The 20,078-nt window shown below is 31.8% G+C and carries 14 protein-coding genes; 2 read left to right on the plus strand and 12 right to left on the minus strand.

Annotated features, from left to right (window positions below; translation table 11 throughout):
* Positions 1-13: 13 nt before the first annotated feature.
* The 11 genes from K8354_RS05265 to K8354_RS05315 form a co-directional block, all read right to left on the minus strand.
* Complete coding sequence (locus K8354_RS05265) at positions 14-1,192, minus strand: aspartate aminotransferase family protein (RefSeq protein WP_223446011.1); 1,179 nt, start codon at positions 1,190-1,192, stop codon at positions 14-16.
* Between the two features lies 1 nt (position 1,193).
* A complete protein-coding gene (locus tag K8354_RS05270) occupies positions 1,194-2,822 on the minus strand; it encodes an OstA-like protein (RefSeq protein WP_223446013.1) in 1,629 nt (542 codons plus the stop codon).
* Positions 2,823-2,886: 64 nt separating this feature from the next.
* Complete coding sequence (locus K8354_RS05275; RefSeq protein WP_223446015.1) at positions 2,887-4,158, minus strand: adenylosuccinate synthase; 1,272 nt, start codon at positions 4,156-4,158, stop codon at positions 2,887-2,889.
* Between the two features lie 61 nt (positions 4,159-4,219).
* Entirely contained in the window at positions 4,220-4,669 is a 450-nt protein-coding gene (locus K8354_RS05280) for a Fur family transcriptional regulator (RefSeq protein WP_223446018.1), read from the minus strand.
* A 72-nt stretch (positions 4,670-4,741) separates the two neighbouring features.
* Positions 4,742-6,964 carry a RelA/SpoT family protein gene (locus K8354_RS05285; RefSeq protein WP_223446020.1) on the minus strand — a complete coding sequence of 741 codons (2,223 nt, stop codon included), beginning with the start codon at positions 6,962-6,964 and terminating at the stop codon, positions 4,742-4,744.
* 314 nt (positions 6,965-7,278) lie between these two features.
* On the minus strand, positions 7,279-8,511 hold the full coding sequence (locus tag K8354_RS05290; RefSeq protein WP_223446022.1) for a M48 family metallopeptidase: 1,233 nt from the start codon (positions 8,509-8,511) through the stop codon (positions 7,279-7,281).
* A 166-nt stretch (positions 8,512-8,677) separates the two neighbouring features.
* Positions 8,678-9,424, minus strand: coding sequence for a polyphosphate--glucose phosphotransferase (gene ppgK, locus K8354_RS05295; protein WP_223446024.1), 747 nt, complete (start codon positions 9,422-9,424; stop codon positions 8,678-8,680).
* 4 nt (positions 9,425-9,428) lie between these two features.
* Positions 9,429-10,226 (minus strand): TrmH family RNA methyltransferase, encoded by a 798-nt coding sequence (locus K8354_RS05300; RefSeq protein WP_223446026.1) that lies wholly within the window; start codon positions 10,224-10,226, stop codon positions 9,429-9,431.
* A 294-nt stretch (positions 10,227-10,520) separates the two neighbouring features.
* Complete coding sequence (locus K8354_RS05305; protein WP_223446028.1) at positions 10,521-11,816, minus strand: amidohydrolase family protein; 1,296 nt, start codon at positions 11,814-11,816, stop codon at positions 10,521-10,523.
* Between the two features lie 6 nt (positions 11,817-11,822).
* Complete coding sequence (locus K8354_RS05310) at positions 11,823-14,789, minus strand: amidohydrolase family protein (protein WP_223446031.1); 2,967 nt, start codon at positions 14,787-14,789, stop codon at positions 11,823-11,825.
* A gap of 92 nt (positions 14,790-14,881) precedes the next feature.
* Positions 14,882-15,901, minus strand: coding sequence for a DUF3810 domain-containing protein (locus K8354_RS05315; protein WP_223446033.1), 1,020 nt, complete (start codon positions 15,899-15,901; stop codon positions 14,882-14,884).
* Positions 15,902-16,096: 195 nt separating this feature from the next.
* On the opposite strand from K8354_RS05315, the gene dnaB reads away from it, so the two are divergent.
* Positions 16,097-17,617 (plus strand): replicative DNA helicase, encoded by a 1,521-nt coding sequence (gene dnaB, locus K8354_RS05320; RefSeq protein ID WP_223446035.1) that lies wholly within the window; start codon positions 16,097-16,099, stop codon positions 17,615-17,617.
* Between the two features lie 13 nt (positions 17,618-17,630).
* Here dnaB and K8354_RS05325 read toward each other — a convergent pair whose 3' ends face one another.
* Positions 17,631-18,596, minus strand: a complete 966-nt coding sequence (locus K8354_RS05325; RefSeq protein ID WP_223446037.1) for a Gfo/Idh/MocA family protein — start codon at positions 18,594-18,596, stop codon at positions 17,631-17,633.
* A gap of 182 nt (positions 18,597-18,778) precedes the next feature.
* On the opposite strand from K8354_RS05325, the gene K8354_RS05330 reads away from it, so the two are divergent.
* Positions 18,779-19,963 (plus strand): asparagine synthetase B, encoded by a 1,185-nt coding sequence (locus K8354_RS05330; protein ID WP_223447593.1) that lies wholly within the window; start codon positions 18,779-18,781, stop codon positions 19,961-19,963.
* Positions 19,964-20,078: the final 115 nt, after the last annotated feature.

Raw genomic sequence — 20,078 nt, forward strand, 5'->3', positions numbered from 1 at the left:
TCAAGACCATCAATTAAACTATTTCTTCAATAGTTTCTATAATGAGCGCGCAACCATGTACTAATTCTTTATCAGAAATGGTTAGGGGAGGTGTTATGCGCATTGCTTTTCCTTCAAATAATAAAAAGAACAAAATGAGGCCTTTATCAAGGCACTTCAAGATAATTTTGCTAGCTAATTCAGGCGAATCAACAATAGCACTTAACATCAAACCTTTTCCTCTAATTTCCTTAATAACAGGATGTTGTAGATGTTTTCTAATTATTTTTTCTTTTCGTAAACTTTCAGAAAGATAATTTTTATCAAGGATTTCTGTTACAGTTGCGAGTGCAGCAGCAGCAATTACAGGATGGCCTGCAAAGGTAGAAATATGGCCCAATTTCGGATTATTTTGCAACAAACTCATGTGCTTATAAGAAGCAATAAAAGCACCAATTGGCATTCCTCCACCTAAACCTTTGCCTGTGATAATCATATCAGGAACTACATTGTAATTTTCAAATCCCCAGAAAGTTCCTGTTCTGCCAATTCCTGTTTGAATTTCATCCAAAATTAGTAAGGCTCCAACTTCTTCACAGCGTTTTTTTACTTTTGATAAATAATGATCTTGAGGTTGTATAAAACCTGCGCCACCTTGAATGGTTTCTAGAATAACGGCAGCCGTTTTTGTGGTTATCTTTTGAAGACAATACTCACAATTAAAGGCAATAAATTTAATACCAGGAATTAAAGGTCTAAAAGCCGCGTTTTGTCGTTCCACTCCAGAAACACTCATAGCACCTTGAGTATTACCATGATAAGAATTTTTAGCAGCAATAATTTCTGATCTGTTCGTAACTCTTTTCGCTAATTTTAAAGCGCCTTCTGTGGCTTCTGTTCCAGAGTTTGTAATGTAAACAGCTGTTGAATTTCCGGGTAGGGTAGTCGCTAATAATTTGCAAAGTGCTACTTGAGGTTGCTGAATAAACTCGCCATACACCATAACATGAGTATAACTATCAACCTGATTTTTTATAGCTTCAGAAACTTTTGGATGATTATGCCCCAAACTATTTGCGGAAACACCTGCAACAAAATCTAAATATTTTTTGCCTTTTGTGTCATAAATATAACTTCCTTTTGCATGTGAGATTTCTATAGCAAGTGGATGAGGTGAAGTTTGAGCTTGATATGTATAAAAATCTTCTTTCAAGTTATTGCCCTATTTTAGAAACTGAAGATTTATTTTTCTTGTTTTTAATTTTCTTTGGGTCTGAAATTAAAACTGGTTTTTCTAAGGTCTTCTTTTTTGTAGGAAGTTTCTTTTGATTTGTGTCTCTTATAAAAATATCTTCCATTTTTTTAGGTTGCTCATCTTCGCGCCAAATAAAGCCCTTTAATTTTTTGATGTCTTCTGGCAATAAAGAAGGCGGATATGTTTTACCATCCGTAGCTTTTAAATATTTTATGGATGTGATAATACCATTTTCAAAAGTGAATTCGATATCACTAGAAATTTCTTTAGTAATCGTTTCTAAAATCTGTGTTTCTTCATTTCTGTTGAAATAGACCGATTCTGCATTTCCTTTTACCAATAAAGTTTTTAATTTGTTGTTTTCAAATTTACCCAACATATTACGACCTTTAATTTGATTAAAATCGTTTTCTGATAAGGAATCTTTAGAGATAATAAAAGCATTATTAAACACTTTAAGAGAATCTAGTTTTTCAGTTGCTACATTAGATTGTAAGTAAATGCTATCGCCTGTAATCTGATTGCTGTCAGACCAAATTACAGGATCTCTATACATTTTGGTATAACCTGTTGCTTGATTGGTGTGAATAGAATCGCATTTTCCTTGCAAATCTGATTTGAATATTTTTACGTTATGGTAGGTTCTGACGATTCTTTTATTCGGTTTTCCTGTTACTAAAAGCGTATCACCATGAATAAACATAGAGTCCTTTTCGATAATAGAAATGGCAACTGCCTTTTTAATAATGTACAAAGAATCTTTTAATTCGAACAATTCTGCATAATTTCCTTTTGTAATAAAATTCTGAACAGTGTCGATAACCTTAATATTGTTAGTTGCCGAGGCAAAACCAATATTTTTATTGTAATATAAGCTATCACCCTCAATGGTTCTTTCTTTTAAAAAAAGTTTGGCATTTTTGGTAAAATGAGAAATATTTGTTTTTGTATTGTAAAAACCTTTTTCGCAATAAATTTTATTTTCGTTTTCCGTATTTGTAATTGTCGATGGCCCATATAAATAGGTAACACCAGAAGTTGTGTAATAGTCTAAATGGTTAGACGCCAATTTATGTTCAGGGTTTACAACAGTTACTCTTGTAGTGGCTATAAATTTTTTATTTTCTAAGTAGTAGTTTCCATATTTACTTTTTAACGTATTTGTGGTATCTTTTATAGTTGCATAACTTTTATAATATAACTTCTGATTGATTCTGTCAAATTGCAAAGTATCTGTAGTAAGGGTCATGGTTGGGTCTTTTAAAACCACATTACCCCAAGAGAGCGCTTGCTTTGCATTGGCATCATAATCTGCGTAATCACTAGTTTGCGTAATGGTATCTCCTTGTTTTATGAGAACGTTTCCTATAGCTTTAAAAAAATTTTGCTTTTTGTAATAAAGTGCTTGTTGGCAAGTGAGTATAATTCCATCTTGGGTCATTTTTACTTTACCTAAAAGCATTGTAGCTCCGGGGTATTTTTCTTCATCAGTATCTTGCTGTTCAGCATAATATTCTAATTTTTTTTTCTCTTGAGAAAAAGAAATTAGGGACGAAAAAATGATTAACAAAAAAAATATTCTTTTCAAGATGCTTGTTTTGCTACAAAAATAAAGAAAAGAATATTTCAAGTGTCTTAATATTAAGGTAAAACTATCTATTAATAGTTTGTTTTCTATCTGGACCCACAGAAACTATTTTTACAGGCACTCCTGTTTCTTTTTCAATAAAAGTAACATAGTCTAGTAAGTTTTGCGGCAATTGATCTGCAGCAGTCATTTTTGTTAAATCTTCGTTCCAACCTTTAAATTCGGTATAATTTACAGAAACGTTTTCAGGCTCAATATTATAGGGTAAGTGTGTAATTTTTTTTCCTTTATAATTGTAAGAAGTACAAACTTTTAGAGTGTTAAAACCAGAAAGTACATCTCCTTTCATCATCATTAGTTGCGTGACTCCATTTACATCTACAGCATATTTTAGGGCTACTAAATCTAACCATCCACAACGCCTTGGTCTTCCGGTAGTTGCTCCAAATTCGTGACCAACACTCGCCATTGTTTCTCCATCTTTGTCAAACAATTCTGTAGGAAAAGGACCTGAACCCACCCGAGTCGTGTAGGCTTTAAAGATGCCGAAAACATCGCCAATTCTATTTGGTGCAACGCCTAAACCCGTACAGGCACCTGCTGCAGTTGTGTTAGAAGAAGTTACAAAAGGATAGGTTCCGAAATCAATATCTAACAAAGAACCTTGAGCGCCTTCAGCTAAAATTGTTTTTTTATTTTTAATTGCTTGATTTAAAAACTCTTCGCTATCAATAAATTCTAATGTTTTTAATTTCTCAATTCCTTTTCTAAATTCAGCTTCTAATTCAGTTAAATTGTACTCAACCTGAACATCAAAAAACGCTAACATTTTGATATGCTTTTCTGTCAAAGCATCATATTTTTCTTTCCAGTTTTCTAACTCTAAATCTCCAACACGCATTCCGTTTCTACCTGTTTTGTCCATATAAGTTGGACCAATTCCTTTTAATGTAGAACCAATTTTTGCTTTTCCTTTAGAAGTTTCAGAAGCTGCATCTAGCAATCTATGTGTTGGTAAAATTAAATGTGCTTTTCTAGAAATTAATAACCTAGAAGTATAATTAATAGTATGCTTGTCTAAGTTTTCTAGTTCTTTTTTAAAGATTACAGGGTCTATTACAACACCATTTCCAACGACATTTAAAGCTGTTTTATGAAAAATACCTGAAGGAATTGTGTGTAAAACATGTTTAAAACCATCAAAAATTAAGGTATGTCCGGCATTTGGACCTCCTTGAAAACGTGCAATAATATCATAATTCTTGGTTAAAACATCTACAATTTTACCTTTTCCTTCATCTCCCCATTGCAATCCTAGTAATAAATCTACAGCCATCCGTTGTATTAATTTGTTGTTTTTTTGTTTGGTATTTTAGCAAGGTAGTGTGCTTCCTTGTTTATGATTTTTTCTTTGTAGTTCCGTAAAAATAAAGTGAATGACTGTGAATGTCTATATCAAAAATATCTTCTATCGTTTTTTTGATTACCTGAATTCTAGGGTCACAGAATTCTTTTACATCACCTGTATCTGAAAAAATAACATGATCATGATTTTTATCAAAATAACTTTTTTCATAACGCGCCATCGATTGACCATCAAATTGATGTTTTCGAACCAAATTACAGTCAATTAACAAATCTATGGTATTATATAAAGTAGCTCTGCTTACGCGATAATTTTTGTTTTTCATTTTAACATATAAAGATTCTATATCAAAATGTTCTTCAGATTCATAAATTTCTTGAAGTATAGCGTAGCGTTCAGGTGTTTTTCTGTGCTTATTTTCTCGTAAGTAGGCGGTAAAAACTTTTTTAACTACTTCTTGATTTTCAAGAGAATTACTCATGATTTTAAATTTTTACAAAGAGCAAATTTAATGTTATTTCTGAATAAATATGTGTTTTTTACAAAATGATATTTACATTTTGTTAACACGTTCTACCTTTTTTACACCTTCTACTTTTTGAATTCGCTTTATTAACTTATTTAATTGTGTAATATTTTTTACACTTAACGATAATTTACCTTCAAAAACACCTTCATCACCAGAAATATTTATGCTGTGAATAAAGACCCCCACATTACTTGAAATTATACGAGTTACATTATTTACAATGCCACTATTATCTACCCCGCTAATGTACAAAACTATTTTAAAATCTTGCTTTGTAGAATCAATCCATTTAGCAAGCATTACTCGATAAGCATAATTAGATTGCAAGGAAATTGCATTTGGACAATTTCTTTTATGCACTTTAATACCATCATTGATGGTTAAAAAACCAAAAACTTTATCTCCCGGAATCGGATTACAACATTTAGAGAGTTTGTAATCTAATTTTTCTTCTTCTTTACCAAAAACTAAAGCATCGTATTTATTGGTAATTTCTTCAGTATTTTCTGCAGTCTCTTTTTTAGACGGACTTCTTCTTAATTTGGTTTTAAAGAAATTTAAAATAGTACTATTTCGTTGTGATACAAATGCCTTTAATTGCGTGTTGTCTATTGCACCATTGCCAAACCTATAAAACAAATCGAAACTTGTTCTTAATTTAAAATAAACGACTAATTCATTTATTGATTTTTCGTTAAAAGGAATTTTTAAATGACGTAATTTTCTAATCAGAATTCCTTTTCCTTCTTCGGCAATTAGTTTTTCTTCGTCTTTTAAAGCAGCTCTAATTTTGGTTTTTGCCCGAGCTGTAATTACAAAATCTAACCATCTAGAGTTCGGTTTGTTTGTAGAGCTGGTAATTACTTCTATTTGATCTCCACTTTTTAACGTGTAACTTAAAGGAACTAGTTTACCATTTACTTTTGCACCACGACACTTTAAACCCACGTCTGTATGAATTGAAAACGCAAAATCTAATGCAGAAGCATCTTTTGGTAAGGATTTTAATTCACCTTTTGGTGTAAATACATAAATTTCTTTTGCATATAAATTTAGTTTAAAATCTTCCACAAAATCTACAGCATTAATGCTATGATTTTCTAAGGTTTCTTTTAGTTTATTTAACCAACCCTCTAAACCACTTTCGTTTTCATCGCCTTGTTTGTATTTAAAGTGCGCTGCATAGCCTTTCTCTGCAATTTCATTCATGCGTTCTGAACGAATTTGAACCTCTACCCATTGTGCATCTGGACCCACAACGGTAATATGTAAAGCTTCATAACCCGTAGATTTTGGTTGCGAAATCCAATCTCGTAAACGTGCAGGGTTGGGGCGAAAGTTATCAGTTACGATGGAATAAATTTTCCAAGCATCGTGTTTTTCGTCTTCTGAAATAGGTTTGAAAATAATTCGAATTGCATATTTATCAAAGACTTCATCAAACGTTACATTTTGCTTTAACATTTTTCTTTTGATAGAGTAAATGGATTTAAATCTACCTTTTATTTCAAAAGAAAACTTTTCTTTATCTAAGTCACTTTTCAGTGTATTAGTAAAACGTTCTAAGTAATTTTGCTGTTCTTCTTTGCTTGCTTTTAATTTTGCAACAATGCTATTATAAACTTCAGGCTCTGTATATTTTAATCCTAAATCTTCTAATTCCGTTTTAATATTATACAAACCTAATCTATGCGCTAAAGGAGCATAAATATATAAAGTTTCTGAAGCAATTTTTACTTGTTTATGACTAGGCATGGCATCCATAGTTTGCATGTTGTGCAACCTGTCTGCAATCTTTATTAGAATAACTCTTACATCATCATGCAAGGTTAAGAGCATTTTTCTGAAATTTTCTGCTTGTATAGAAGCGTCTTGTTCTTTGTTTAGACGCGATATTTTGGTTAATCCGTTTACAATTCTTGCAATCGTTTCGCCAAATAAATGCTCCATATCGTCAATGGTATAGTCTGTATCTTCTACAACATCATGCAAAAGTGCCGCCGCAATAGAAGTAGCTCCTAAACCAATTTCCATTGCTACAATTTTTGCTACAGCAATAGGGTGATAAATATAAGGTTCTCCCGTTTTTCTGCGCTGATTATAATGGGCATCTACAGCAACTTCAAAAGCCTTTCTAATAAGTTCTTTATCTTCTTTTGATAAAACTTCATAGGTACCTTTTAACAAATCTTTGTAACGATTTGCAATTTCCTTATTTTCCTCTTCTATACTTACGTTGTATGGCATAGTTACAATCTGAAATTTGTTTTAAATGTAAAGTGAATTTATGAATAACTATTTTAATAACCAAGGGTTAAGGATTGTAAATTTGATGTACAATCATTAAAATTATAGAAGTTAAAAATAAATATGTTAAAAAAAGAAGCTATTTACAAAGATTATATTAAAACTTAACTTTTTACAGTAGTGTTTCTTTTGATGAAAATAAATCAATAACCTTCATGGATTTTTAATTTAATCAATTCACAACACTAGTTATCTCTTAAACGATTGGATTACTTGGTTGATTTGGTAAAGTAAAAAACAATATATTTTTTTTATTATTTTTCAAGATTCAACAGTCTCTTTAATAAAGTAGGATGTGAATAATGTACAAAAACATAAGCAGGATGCGGCGTTAAATTACTCAAACTATTTCTTGATAATTTCTTAAGTGAAGTTATTAGTGGTTTGGCAGCATAGGTTTCTTTTGCGAAATTATCTGCTTGATATTCAAACTTACGAGACATGAAATTCATGAATAATCCTGTAATTTCTGAGATTGGCGTGTATAAAATTCCAAATGCAATTAAACCAATATGAAAACTGGGTGTTGTTACTCCTAAAGCTTCTGATAATATTGATGAATTGATAAAAAGGGATAAAAGAAACAAAGTGAAGCCTGTGAGTAGGATAGAGGAAACCAAGTTGAAAATGATGTGTTTTTTCTTGTAGTGCCCAACTTCATGCGCTAAAACAGCTACAATTTCGTCGGTTTCTAAATCATTTATTAAGGTATCAAAAAGTGTAATTCTTTTTTGAGAACCAAAACCAGAAAAATAAGCATTTGCCTTCGTAGAACGTTTTGACCCATCTATGACAAAAATATTATGAACAATAAAACCTACTTTTTTAGCATATTTTTCAATGGCGAATTTAAGCTCACCATCTTCTAAGGGCGTTTGTTTATTAAATAGGGGTACAATTAACTTTGCATAAAACATATTCATAAACAAAGAGAAAACGGCGACAAGAACCCATGCATATATCCAAAAATTTGTACCTGCAAATTGATAAAACCAAATGATGAGTGACAAAATACCTCCTCCTAAAATTATCAACATGAACCAGCCTTTTAGTTTATCTAACCAAAATATTGTTTTGGTAGACTTGTTAAAACCGAATTTCTCTTCAATGACAAAGGTTTTGTAATAAGAGAAAGGTGTTGTTAAAAGATCTGAGCCCAACATGATCATCCCAAAGAAAATTAATGCGATTAAAATGGGATGATCTGTATAACTTCTTGCAAAATCATCTACATGTTTAAAACCATCAGCTAAAAAGAATCCTAAGGTTAAAAGAATTGAAAACGTAGCTGTTAGGTTAGAAAATTTAGCGTTCGTTTTTTTGTATGCTTGAGATTTTTTGTATGCTGCCTCATCATAAACATCTGCTAATTTTTCAGGAATTTTATCGTCGAAATGTTTTGCGTTAAGTGTATCTAAAATTTGATCAATAATAAAATTGATAATAATGATTGCAATTAAGATATAAAATAGCGTATTTGGTTGCATTTATTTTGGATTATATTCATAAAAATCATGACTGGCAACTTGTAAAAATATGGTAAGAGGGTTGAATTTTCTGCGATTTTATAGGGATTTAAAAGAATCAGAATACGTATAAATAGTTCAAAAATAGAAACTACCTTAACTTAAAATATCACTAAAAATTTGTGGTTTATTTTTCATGTTTATTGCTGGCAAACATAGCAGCACCAATAATGCCAGCATTATTTCTAAATTCAGCCACTTTTATTTTTACGTCTGTTTCTAAATATTCTTTGAAACCATCATATCTCTTGCTAATTCCGCCGCCTAATATAATTAAACTTGGTGAGAATACTATTCTCGTATAATTTAATAGTACATCTAATCTTAATGCCCATTCTTTTAGGGTTAAGTTTTCATGCTTTCTAACAGAATCTGCTGTATAAAATTCAATGATTTTACCATCAGAATGTAACATTTTACCCAATTCTAAATTCGGAATTAATTTCCCATTATAAAAAAGTCCAGATCCTATTCCTGTGCCTATTGTAATGACAATCGTAACCCCTTTTTCTTTTTTACCTGCGCCCAAACTTACTTCTGCAACTCCGGCTAAATCAGCATCATTACTGACATAAAAAGGCAATTTACATTTCTTCTTAAATAATTTATCAACTTTTACATTGAGCCACTTTTCACTTAAATTCCCAGAATGTATGCATTTTCCATCAACGATGGTTGTTGGGAAGCTACAACCAACCGCTTTTTTCCATTGAAAATGGTCTATCATTTCTTGTACAATGTTTGCTACAGCTTCTGGAGTTGCAGGTTTTGGAGTGCTAATTCTGTGTCTTTCAGAAATTAATTCACCCGTTTTAGTATCTACAATTGCGGCTTTAATTCCCGACCCGCCAATGTCTATTCCTAGTGCTTTCATGTATTTATATTTTAAATTGTCTTTGTCTTTTTGCTTCAAAAATTACAATGGCAGCGGCAACAGATACGTTCATAGAATCTATTTTTCCTTGCATCGGTATGTTGATGTTTTGTGTTGCTCTTGTTCTCCAAATTTCAGATAAACCAGTAGCTTCAGTTCCTACTACGATCGCCGAAGGTTTTGTATAAATTTCTTTATGATATTCGTTGGAGTTTTGCAAAGTTGTGGCAAAAATATGAATTTTTTCCTTTTCTAAAAAAGCAATAATTTCTTCCGAAGTTCCAACAGCAATTTGATTGGTAAAAACACAACCGACACTAGAGCGTATAATATTGGCATTGTATACATCACTTTTAGGATTCGCAATAAAAACAGCGTCTACATTTGCTGCATCTGCAGTTCTTAACAAAGCGCCAATATTTCCTGGTTTTTCAATGCCTTCTGCTATTAAGATTAATGGATTTTTGTTTTTAAAATAAATGTTTTTTAAAGTAAAATCTTTGGCTTTTACTACCGCAATCATACCTTCTGTAGAATCCCTATAGGCTAACTTTTGATAAACTTCTTTAGAAACAAGGGTTCTGTTGATATTTTTATTGAAGAAGTGTAAAATTTCATTTTCTGAGATTAAATCTGTAAGAAAAAGGATGTTTTCAATTTCATAATTAGCTGCCATCGCTAAAGTGATTTCGCGTTTTCCTTCTATTAAAAATAACCCTTGCTTTTTACGTTCGCGAGATTTTTCTTGCAGCTTTATAAGGTTTTTGATATATGAATTGTGAATACTTGTAATTTCTTTCATTATTACAAATATACCTATTTGTAGGTATTGTAGACACTTCAATTATTTAGAATATTTGTAAAACAATAGAAAGTAAACATTGCTTTCAATTTATTTGGATTTAATTTAGAAGTTAGTCATGTAAAAGGGGAAAATTGTTCGTTTGAAAAAGAAAAATTAGTATAATTGAACATCGCAAGAATGACTGTTTTCAAAAAAAAGGCTCGCAATTGCGAGCCTTTTTTAGGTATTTTTATTTTTAAATAAAAAGCGCAAGAAAGACATTACTTTTTTGTTCCTTACAATTTATACAATTTATCTAGATTTATATTTCTCGGCATACCGTTTCCAAAGAGTTGTTTGGTGCGTTTCTAAACTAATATCTCTACCTTGAATATATGCTTTTGTTAAAATATTACCACGCATTTCTAAAGCATCTCCTTCAGAAATAAATAAAGTAGCATCTTTACCGACTTCTAAAGAGCCCACCATAGCATCAATTCCTAAAATTTTAGCAGTATTTAAAGTAATTAACTGCAAAGCAACTTCTTTATCTAAACCAAAGGCAGCAAAAGTACCTGCATAAAAAGGAAGATTTCTTGTGTTCATACGTTCCATTTGTCCGTCCATTCCTAGACTAACCAGTACACCTTTTTCTGTTAATGTTTTTGCAATAGTGTATGTAGCATCATAGGCATCATCTTCACTGTCTGGATTTCTATGAGGTCTTGGTAAAATTACAGGAATGTTGTGTTTTACCAATAAATCTGTTACTTTATCTGCGCCCTCTGCATCTACAATTACTAAATTATCGATCCCTAAATCTATGGCAATCGTAATAGCATCCGTAATTTCTTTTGGTCCGTCTACATGAATGTACAATTTTTTAGAACCATCAAATAAACCTTTAGTGGCTTCGTAAGGCAAATGTTTCTTTTCTTTCATTCCGGCTAAATAATTTTTAGCATTCAAAAAATAAGATTTTATTCTGTCTATATTCTCTGGATATTTAGTGTCTGTTTTTAACCCAGGATCTTCTCCTAGCCACCATCTTCCTCGTGTAAAACTATTGGGCCAATTCATATGAATACCATCATCTGTTTTCATAGCAGCATCCTCCCAATTCCAAGCATCTAATTGAACAATAGAAGACGTTCCAGAAATGGTACCTCCTTTGGGTCTAATTTGTGCCATTAAAACACCATTTGGTCTCATCGATTCTACAACTTTACTCTCTGCATTGTAAGCGATTAAGCTTCTAATGTGAGGGTTGTTTAGCCCAATTTCTCTTTGGTCATCACTAGCTTTAACGGCATCAATTTCTACTAAGCCTAAAGTAGAGTTGGCTGCAATAAAACCAGGATATACGTGCTTCCCTTTGGCATTAATTACGTTTCCTTGTCTTGCAATTTTAGCCATTGCACTACCAACAAAGGTTATTTTACCCTCATGAAACATAATAAGTGAGTTTTCAATCACTTTTCCATTTCCTAAATGTGCGGTTGCACCTTCAATTGAAACTGCCGTGCGCTGTTTATCAGCCGGAGTTTGTTGTGCGATACTGTTTCCTATACAAAAGAAAAACAGCAAACTATATAGTATATTTTTCATTATTTCTTAGTTTTTAAGTTCTTCTAAAGTATCACATTGAAAGTTTCTATCACCTCTTTTTATAGGCGCTTTGGTTTTACCACCGTTCATTTTTTCTTTCAACATCATGTTAATTAATTTGCTTTTTTCTTCTTTAATCATGGAGCGCTTTTTAGCATCTTCTTTCACATCAAAAAAGACTTTTCCTTCTATAATTGTTTTTTCTACTTTAGCATAAATAGACATCGGGTGATTGCTCCATAAAACAACATCGGCATCTTTACCCACTTTTATACTACCAACTCTATCATCAATATGTAAAAGTTTAGCAGGATTTATGGTAACCGTTTTCCAAGCCTCTAACTCAGACATACCGCCATATTTAATGGTTTTTGCAGCTTCTTGATTTAAACGTCTAGACATTTCTCTATCATCAGAATTAATAGCAACGGTAACGCCAGCATTGTGCATAATTGCTGCGTTAAAAGGAATGGCATCATTTACTTCGTATTTATAAGCCCACCAATCTGAAAAAGTTGAACCACCAACACCATGTGCTGCCATTTTATCAGCTACTTTATATCCTTCTAAAATATGTGTAAACGTATTGATTCTAAAATCGAATTTTTCTGCAACTTTCATTAACATATTAATTTCTGATTGCACATAGGAATGACAAGATATAAAACGTTCTCCATTTAAAATTTCAACCAATGTTTCCATTTCAGCATCTTTTCTATAAGGATTACCGCTTTTCTTTAAAACTTCATATTCTCTAGCTCTTGTAAAATAGTCTGTAAACATTTGTTCAACACCCATTCTTGTTTGAGGAAAACGAGTTCCGTTTGCGCTTCTAGATTGTTTTACATTTTCACCCAAAGCAAATTTTATGAATTTTGGTGAATTACTATAAATCATATTTTCTGCATTTTCTCCCCATTTTAGTTTTAGAATTGCAGAGCGGCCGCCAATAGGATTTGCAGAACCATGTAAAATTTGTGCAGTAGTTGTTCCTCCAGAAATATTTCTATAAATATTAATATCAGTAGGATCTACAACATCTTCAATAGTAACTTCTGCGGATGAATTTTGAGCACCTTCATTAATCGCAGAAGCTGCAATATGCGAGTGCTCATCAATAATACCAGCGGTTAAATGTTTTCCTGTACCATCAATTTCTGTGGCTTTTCGATCTTTTAAATTTTTACCAATTTCTGTTATTTTTCCATCCTTTAATAACACGTCTGTATTTTCTAAAATACCAGCATCTTCACTAGTCCAAACCGTTACATTTTTTATTAAAATGGTCTCTGTTTTTGGTTGTGTGTAATTCCCAAAACCAATATTCGGATAACTTACGGGCAAGACTGTTATTGCGTTCTCTTGCTCTTTTTCCTTTTTCGATTTTTCTTTTGTATCCTTTTTAACTACTTTTTTACTAGCCGACCAAGAAGTTTCATTGGCTTCCGTATCATACGCTGTTCCTTGCATTGCATTGGATGCGTTGATTACTTTACCCATCATTCTGGTATAACCACTTTCTTCATTTAAGGTCATAGAAATCCAATCATCTTTAAAAGAGAAGGATGCTTTTACTTTTTTGTCACCTAACTCAATAGCGCCAGTTTGTTTTGCTCCTTTGCCAGAAATTGTTAACGTGTAATTTTTATTATTAACGTACAGCATGTAAGTGCCTGTAATATCTTTGATATTCATATCATTGATGGTGTTTTTAGCACCTTGCACCCAATTTTCGAATAGGGTAGTTTTAGCATCAAAAATATCACCCGAAGTAATGATAAAGTTTGCATAACTGCCCGTTTTTAAGTTTCCAATGGAATTGTTCCCTATAATTTGAGCAGGAATTGTGGTTAATGCAGCTAATGCTTTTTCTTTATCAAAACCGAACTTAATTGCTTTTTGTAGGTTTTTATGAAAAGATTTTACAGATTTCAATTTGTGAGTGGTCAAAGCAAAATTAACGCCGTTTTCAGAAAGGACGCTTAAATTTGATGGTTCTTGGTTCCACATACGCATATCTCTTAAAGAAATTTTTTGCGCTAAAAGCGGATCAGAAACATCATAGGCATTGCTAAAATTAATCGGAATTATAAAATTAGCATTGGTTGCTTTGATATCGCTTACACGTTCATATTCATCACCGCTACCAACGATGGTATATTGAATTGAAAATTCATCGCCAATTTTATCTGCTCGTAATGCGTCTAAATGATTCCCTGTTTCAAAAATTTGAGTCAAATTTTTATTTCCATTTAAGGCCTCTAAAGCCATATCTTTATTTTTCATGTTGCCTTTTGCATACCAGTCCGCATCATTGTAAACCTGTCGTAACAATGCCATTGCACCCATTCTTGATTGTGGATATGCTTGTCTCGATTGTACGCTTTTACTAAACGATAAATATTGCCCGGATTTTGTGTCTAAAATTCTATATGCATTTGATACATTCGGATTTAAGGCAACTAATAATCCATTACCTCGAATAATTCCGTCTTGTAAATGCGTATTCACTGCACCAAATCCTGCGTCAATGAACTCTTTTGCTTTTTTGTTATCAAAATCAAAAGCATCGATAGGATTTTCATCAGGTCTTATGTGATCATTCCAATAATAACCTTCACGAGAAGCTTCGTACTGTGTTCCTCTTGAATTACTAGAAGCTCTTTTAGGTTTAGCAATACCAAAATCTGTATAAATGTCTATAAATGAAGGATATATTGTTTTGCCTTCTAGATCGGTTGTTTTTGTTCCTTTCGGAATTTTTACTGATTTACCAATACTTACAACTTTACCGTCTTTAATCAGTAACGTTCCTTTTTTAATAATTTCTGTAGGAGTTACATAAATTTTTGCATTTGTAAATGCAAAAGTGGTGCTCTCGGTTGTTTTTACTCCCGAGTCTGTAGGGAAATAATCTTGCGCTTGCACAATGGTGAGCGACAAGAAAAAAAGTAAGAAAAATAGTTTTTTCATGTAGTTAGATTTGTTTAGAATTAATGCTAAATTTATTGATAAGCAGGTTATAAATTGTTAAATGAAACTAATTTAACAAAATTTTAAGAAAATTAAATTTCTTTGGAAGCTTCAAAATAAGAGATCAATAAATCAACTACGTAATCATAAGAGTCAACGCCTTTTGCTTGCTTGTTGGCTTTTAAATAGACATGATACCCTTTTTTAATTAGAGGTTCAAAAGGGTTTTTATACTGTTGCCAAAAATCATAACTTGCATTAAAATCTGCTATAATTCCTTTGTTTAGAGTTTGCCAGAGTTCTTTGGATTTTTCGCTGTCTCGTTTTCTAATTTCCGAAATGCAATACCCAAAAGCCATTCTATAACTTGCATATTTAAAATACAAATCGTCCTTATAATTGGCAGCTAAAAAGCCCACAAAATTTGCTTCGTTTTCGGCAGCATAACCAATTTGATGTGCTATTTCATGACACGTCGTTGTTGGGTAACTCGTTTTCGGAACTCGATCATTTACTTGGGCTTCACCCGTTAACGGATTTAGGTACCCAGATGTACCATTATAGCTCTGCAATAAACTCTGTAAAGAACTTTTTATAGATGGAAATTGATATTTTAATTGAGGAAAATCTTTGGATAAATTTTGATAACCATCAACAGCCATTGTATACATTTCTCTTTGTTGATATGGGTTTTCAACTTTTAAGGTATCGTTTTTTGTGATTTTAAATTGATACTGATTTAGCTGTTCAATAATAAGTTTTGTAGTTGTTGTAAGTTGTTCAGTGGTGTATTTTGATTGAGTATACCCTAAATTTTTACCTAAAGGTTCTCTGTAATAATTGAATCCCCAAAACAAATAAAAGCAAAAATAAATGATTGATAAAATTGCCATAAAATGAATCAATTTAGGCATTAAATTGCTGAATCTCGTTTTTATCAAACGAACTAAAAAACGAATAAAAATAAAAAGCCCAAAAGCTAATAATAGATCTCCAACTGAAAAAGGAATCCAGCCTAATAAAATTCTTAAAAAAGAGGAGATGTATGGGTAAATTCCGTTTGAATAATAATGTTCTATAAATGCAGGATAATTCGCTGCAATTTGGATCAAAAAAATTTGAATCGGCAGAAAAATTGCTAAAAAAATATGTGTTTTATTCCATTTCATTGATGTAAAAATAAGAATTCAAAATAGAAAATGATTGGTTATTAACAAGATAATAACAATTTTGTTTACAATAAATGTTTACAAATTTAAGTTAGTTTTTTAAGAAGAACATCAACCTAAAAAAGTACTTTTGTAGCGATGGAAAAGACAACACCAGTAACCGGAAAAAAGATAGATAAATCAAGAATCATAAGTCTTGAAAAAGGAAAGATTCCCCCGCAGGCAGTGGAGTTAGAAGAAGCTGTTTTAGGAGCAATGATGATTGATAAAAAAGGAATGGATGATGTAATAGACGTCTTAAGTGCAGATGCTTTTTATGATCAGAAACACCAAGAAATTTATGCGGCAATTTATGAATTGTTCCAAAATTCTGAACCTATAGATCTTTTAACAGTCTCTAACTTGTTAAAAAAGAACGGAAAATTAGAATTTGTTGGTGGCGATTTCTTTTTAATTCGTTTAACTCAAAAAGTAGCCTCTTCTGCGCACATTGAATTTCATGCTAGAATCATTTTACAAAAATACATTCAACGTAAATTAATTTCCATTTCATCAGAAATTATAGAAAATGCATATGATGATAGTACAGATGTTTTTGAATTATTAGATGATGCCGAAGCTAAACTTTTTGAAGTTACGCAGGGTAATCTAAAAAAGAGTTCAGAAGATGCAGGTTCTCTTGTAAAGCAAGCTTTAAAAAAGATTCAAGAAATAGGTAATTCTGAAGGAATGTCTGGCTTGGCAACAGGTTTTACCAAATTAGATGCCTTAACTTCGGGTTGGCAACCATCTGATTTAGTTATTATTGCAGCACGTCCTGGTATGGGAAAAACGGCATTTGTAATTTCGATGGCAAAAAATATGGCAATTGATTTTAATCATGGTGTTGCTGTATTCTCACTAGAGATGTCTTCTGTTCAGTTAATTACACGTATGATTTCTTCAGAAACGGGCTTAACATCAGAAAAATTAAGAAAAGGAAATTTAGAGCCTCATGAATGGGAACAATTAAATGTAAAAGTTAAGAAATTATCTGATGCACCTATTTTTATAGATGATACGCCTTCACTTTCGGTTTTCGATTTGCGAGCAAAAGCAAGAAGATTAGTTTCGCAACATGGAGTTAAAATTATTGTAATTGATTATTTACAGTTAATGACCGCCGGTGGAAAATCAGGCGGAAACCGTGAACAAGAAATTTCTATGATTTCTAGAAATTTAAAAGCATTAGCAAAAGAATTAGAGGTGCCTGTAATTGCACTTTCTCAATTATCGCGTGCTGTAGAAACACGTGGAGGAAGCAAAAGACCTTTATTATCTGATTTACGTGAATCTGGAGCCATTGAGCAAGATGCAGATATTGTCTCCTTTATTTTTAGACCAGAATATTACGGAATGACAGAATGGGATGATGATGAACATACACCATGTGAAGGTCAAGGAGAGTTTATTGTGGCAAAACACAGAAATGGTGGTTTGGATAATATTCGTTTAAAATTTACCGGATATTTAGCAAAATTCTCTGATTTAGAAGAAGGTTTTAGTTCTGAATTTCAATCTTCTATGAACAATCCTTTTGATGACGGTACTTCCATAAACCAAAGAATAGAGCCTAAAGATGCTTTTGGTGATGATGATGATGATGATGTTCCTTTTTAAAGTATAACTGAATTTAGGTAGTAAAAAGTTCCATTGTTTTCATAACAGTTACACCATCTTTTATAGTACAAGGATTTTTATCCAAGTCTAAAAAGTAGTGAACTGTTTTTTCAATCATAGGTTGTTGAACGTGTTTTGGGTTTTTAAAATTAAAAATTTCTTCAAGTTCATTTGTTGATACAATTACTTTTTCACCATAAAAAGAAAAAGTAATTGTACCTTTTTTACCGAAGATGATGCATTCATCTTTTACATCTTTATCCGAAGAATTAAAGTTCCAAATTCCTCTAAATTGAATCCCATTTTTAAACTGAATAACGCCATTTACAATGTCGTTAACATTATTATTTGCTGATGCAGTTGCAAACCCTTTTGCTTTTTCAATTTCGCCAAAAAAATAACACATTAAATCTATTTGATGTGGCGCAATATCATAAAAGTATCCACCACCTGAAATTTCAGGATTCAACCTCCAATTTGTTTCAGTTTTAGCAATAATGTTATTGTTTTTAGATTGTAAAATTTGTAAATCTGCGAATAATACTTTGCCAATTACATTTAAATCTATCAATTCTTTTACTTTTTCAAAAGCGGGCAATCCTCTTCTATAATGAGCAATTACTACTTTATCTTTTTTAGAAACAATTTTATCCAATTCTTTTGCTTCTGTATAATTTAATGTCATAGGTTTTTCTAAATACACATACTTTTTAGCAAGCAAACATTTTTTTAGGATTTCTAAATGAGATGATGGGGGAGTGGCAATATATACAGCGTTTATTTTAGGATTTTTTAATAATTCATCTACAGAATCATACCAAAAAGGAACTTGATGTCTTTTAGCAAAATCTTCTGCTTTTGTAGCATTCCTTCTCATTACAGCCATTAGCTTAGAGTTTTTTACTTTTTGAAATGCAGGACCACTTTTTATTTCAGCAACATCACCACAACCAATAATTCCCCAATTAATCTTGTTCATTTTTGTAAATATATTTCTCAAAATCAAAGGTATGAACTTCCTAATATTTAAAATAGATAAAAGATAGTTAAAGAAATTAAAGATGAAAACCTTTTTATTACTTTTGATACATGAAAAAGCTTCTCATACTTTTGCTCATATTTACATCAAACTCAATTTGGGCATCCTTTATCTATGTGCCCATGAGCAGTGATAATCAAAAAAATCATTTAAAAGCATACGGAATTGTTTACTTCGGATTAGAAGCAGGTTTAAAATCAAAATGGTTATTAAATTATGATGGAGGTGCATTTTTGATAGAAAATAATAAAGCTATAGAAAACGAGTGTAAAATTCGAGGAGTTTCTTATCAAATCATTTCTGATGCAAAGGCACAATTAATTTTGCAAGAAATTTCTGCCCCGTCCTCTAATCAGGAAGCTGTAACTTTAGAAAAAGCACCTAAAATTGCCGTGTATTCTCCGAAAGATAAAATGCCTTGGGATGATGCCGTTACCATGGTTTTATCTTATGCAGAAATTCCTTTTGACGTTATTTATGACAAAGATGTGTTGGCAGATAAATTACTAATTTACGAATGGTTGCATTTACATCATGAGGATTTTACTGGGCAATATGGTAAATTTTATGGTTCTTTCAGAACCGCTCCTTGGTATATTCAAGGAAAACAAAATGCTGAAAAATTAGCTAAAGAATTGGGATATGATAAAGTATCCGAAGAAAAATTAGCGGTTGCAAAAAAAATTAGAGATTATGTAATTGGTGGCGGTTTTATGTTTGCCATGTGTTCTGCAACAGATAGTTTTGATATTGCTTTAGCAGCAGAAGGTGTAGATATTGCAGAAGCCATGTTTGACGGAGATGCCACAACTCGTAATTATCAGTCAGAAATAAATTTTAATAAAACCTTTGCGTTTAAAGATTTTGAATTGGTTAAAAATCCGATCACTTATGAGTTTTCTTCTATTGATATGACAAGAAAACGTAGAATTCCGAAAACTTCAGATTATTTTTCTTTGATAGAATTTTCGGCAAAATGGGATCCTGTTCCAACCATGCTAACTCAAAATCATACCACTTTAGTAAAAGGTTTTATGGGGCAAACTACTTCTTTTGACAGAAATACGGTAAAAACAAATGTATTGATTTTAGGGGAAAATAAAACCAACAGAGAAGCTCGTTATATTCATGGTACAAAGGGAAAAGGAATGTTTACTTTTTATGGAGGTCATGATCCTGAAGATTATACGCATAGAGTAGGAGACCCAAAAACCGAATTAGATTTGCATCCAACTTCACCTGGATATCGTTTAATATTGAATAATGTATTGTTTCCTGCAGCAAAGAAAAAGAAGCAGAAAACTTAATTTGATTCCGTTTTAAGAAAGAGCCAAAATTTAACGAGCTTTTACTCAATTAAAGTTGGTCATACAAAGCAGAAAAAGTTTGACTGCCAAAGGCAGATGTATCATTAAATTCACT

It is taken from the genome of Polaribacter litorisediminis (genome assembly GCF_019968605.1).
Classification (GTDB): Bacteria; Bacteroidota; Bacteroidia; order Flavobacteriales; family Flavobacteriaceae; genus Polaribacter; species Polaribacter litorisediminis.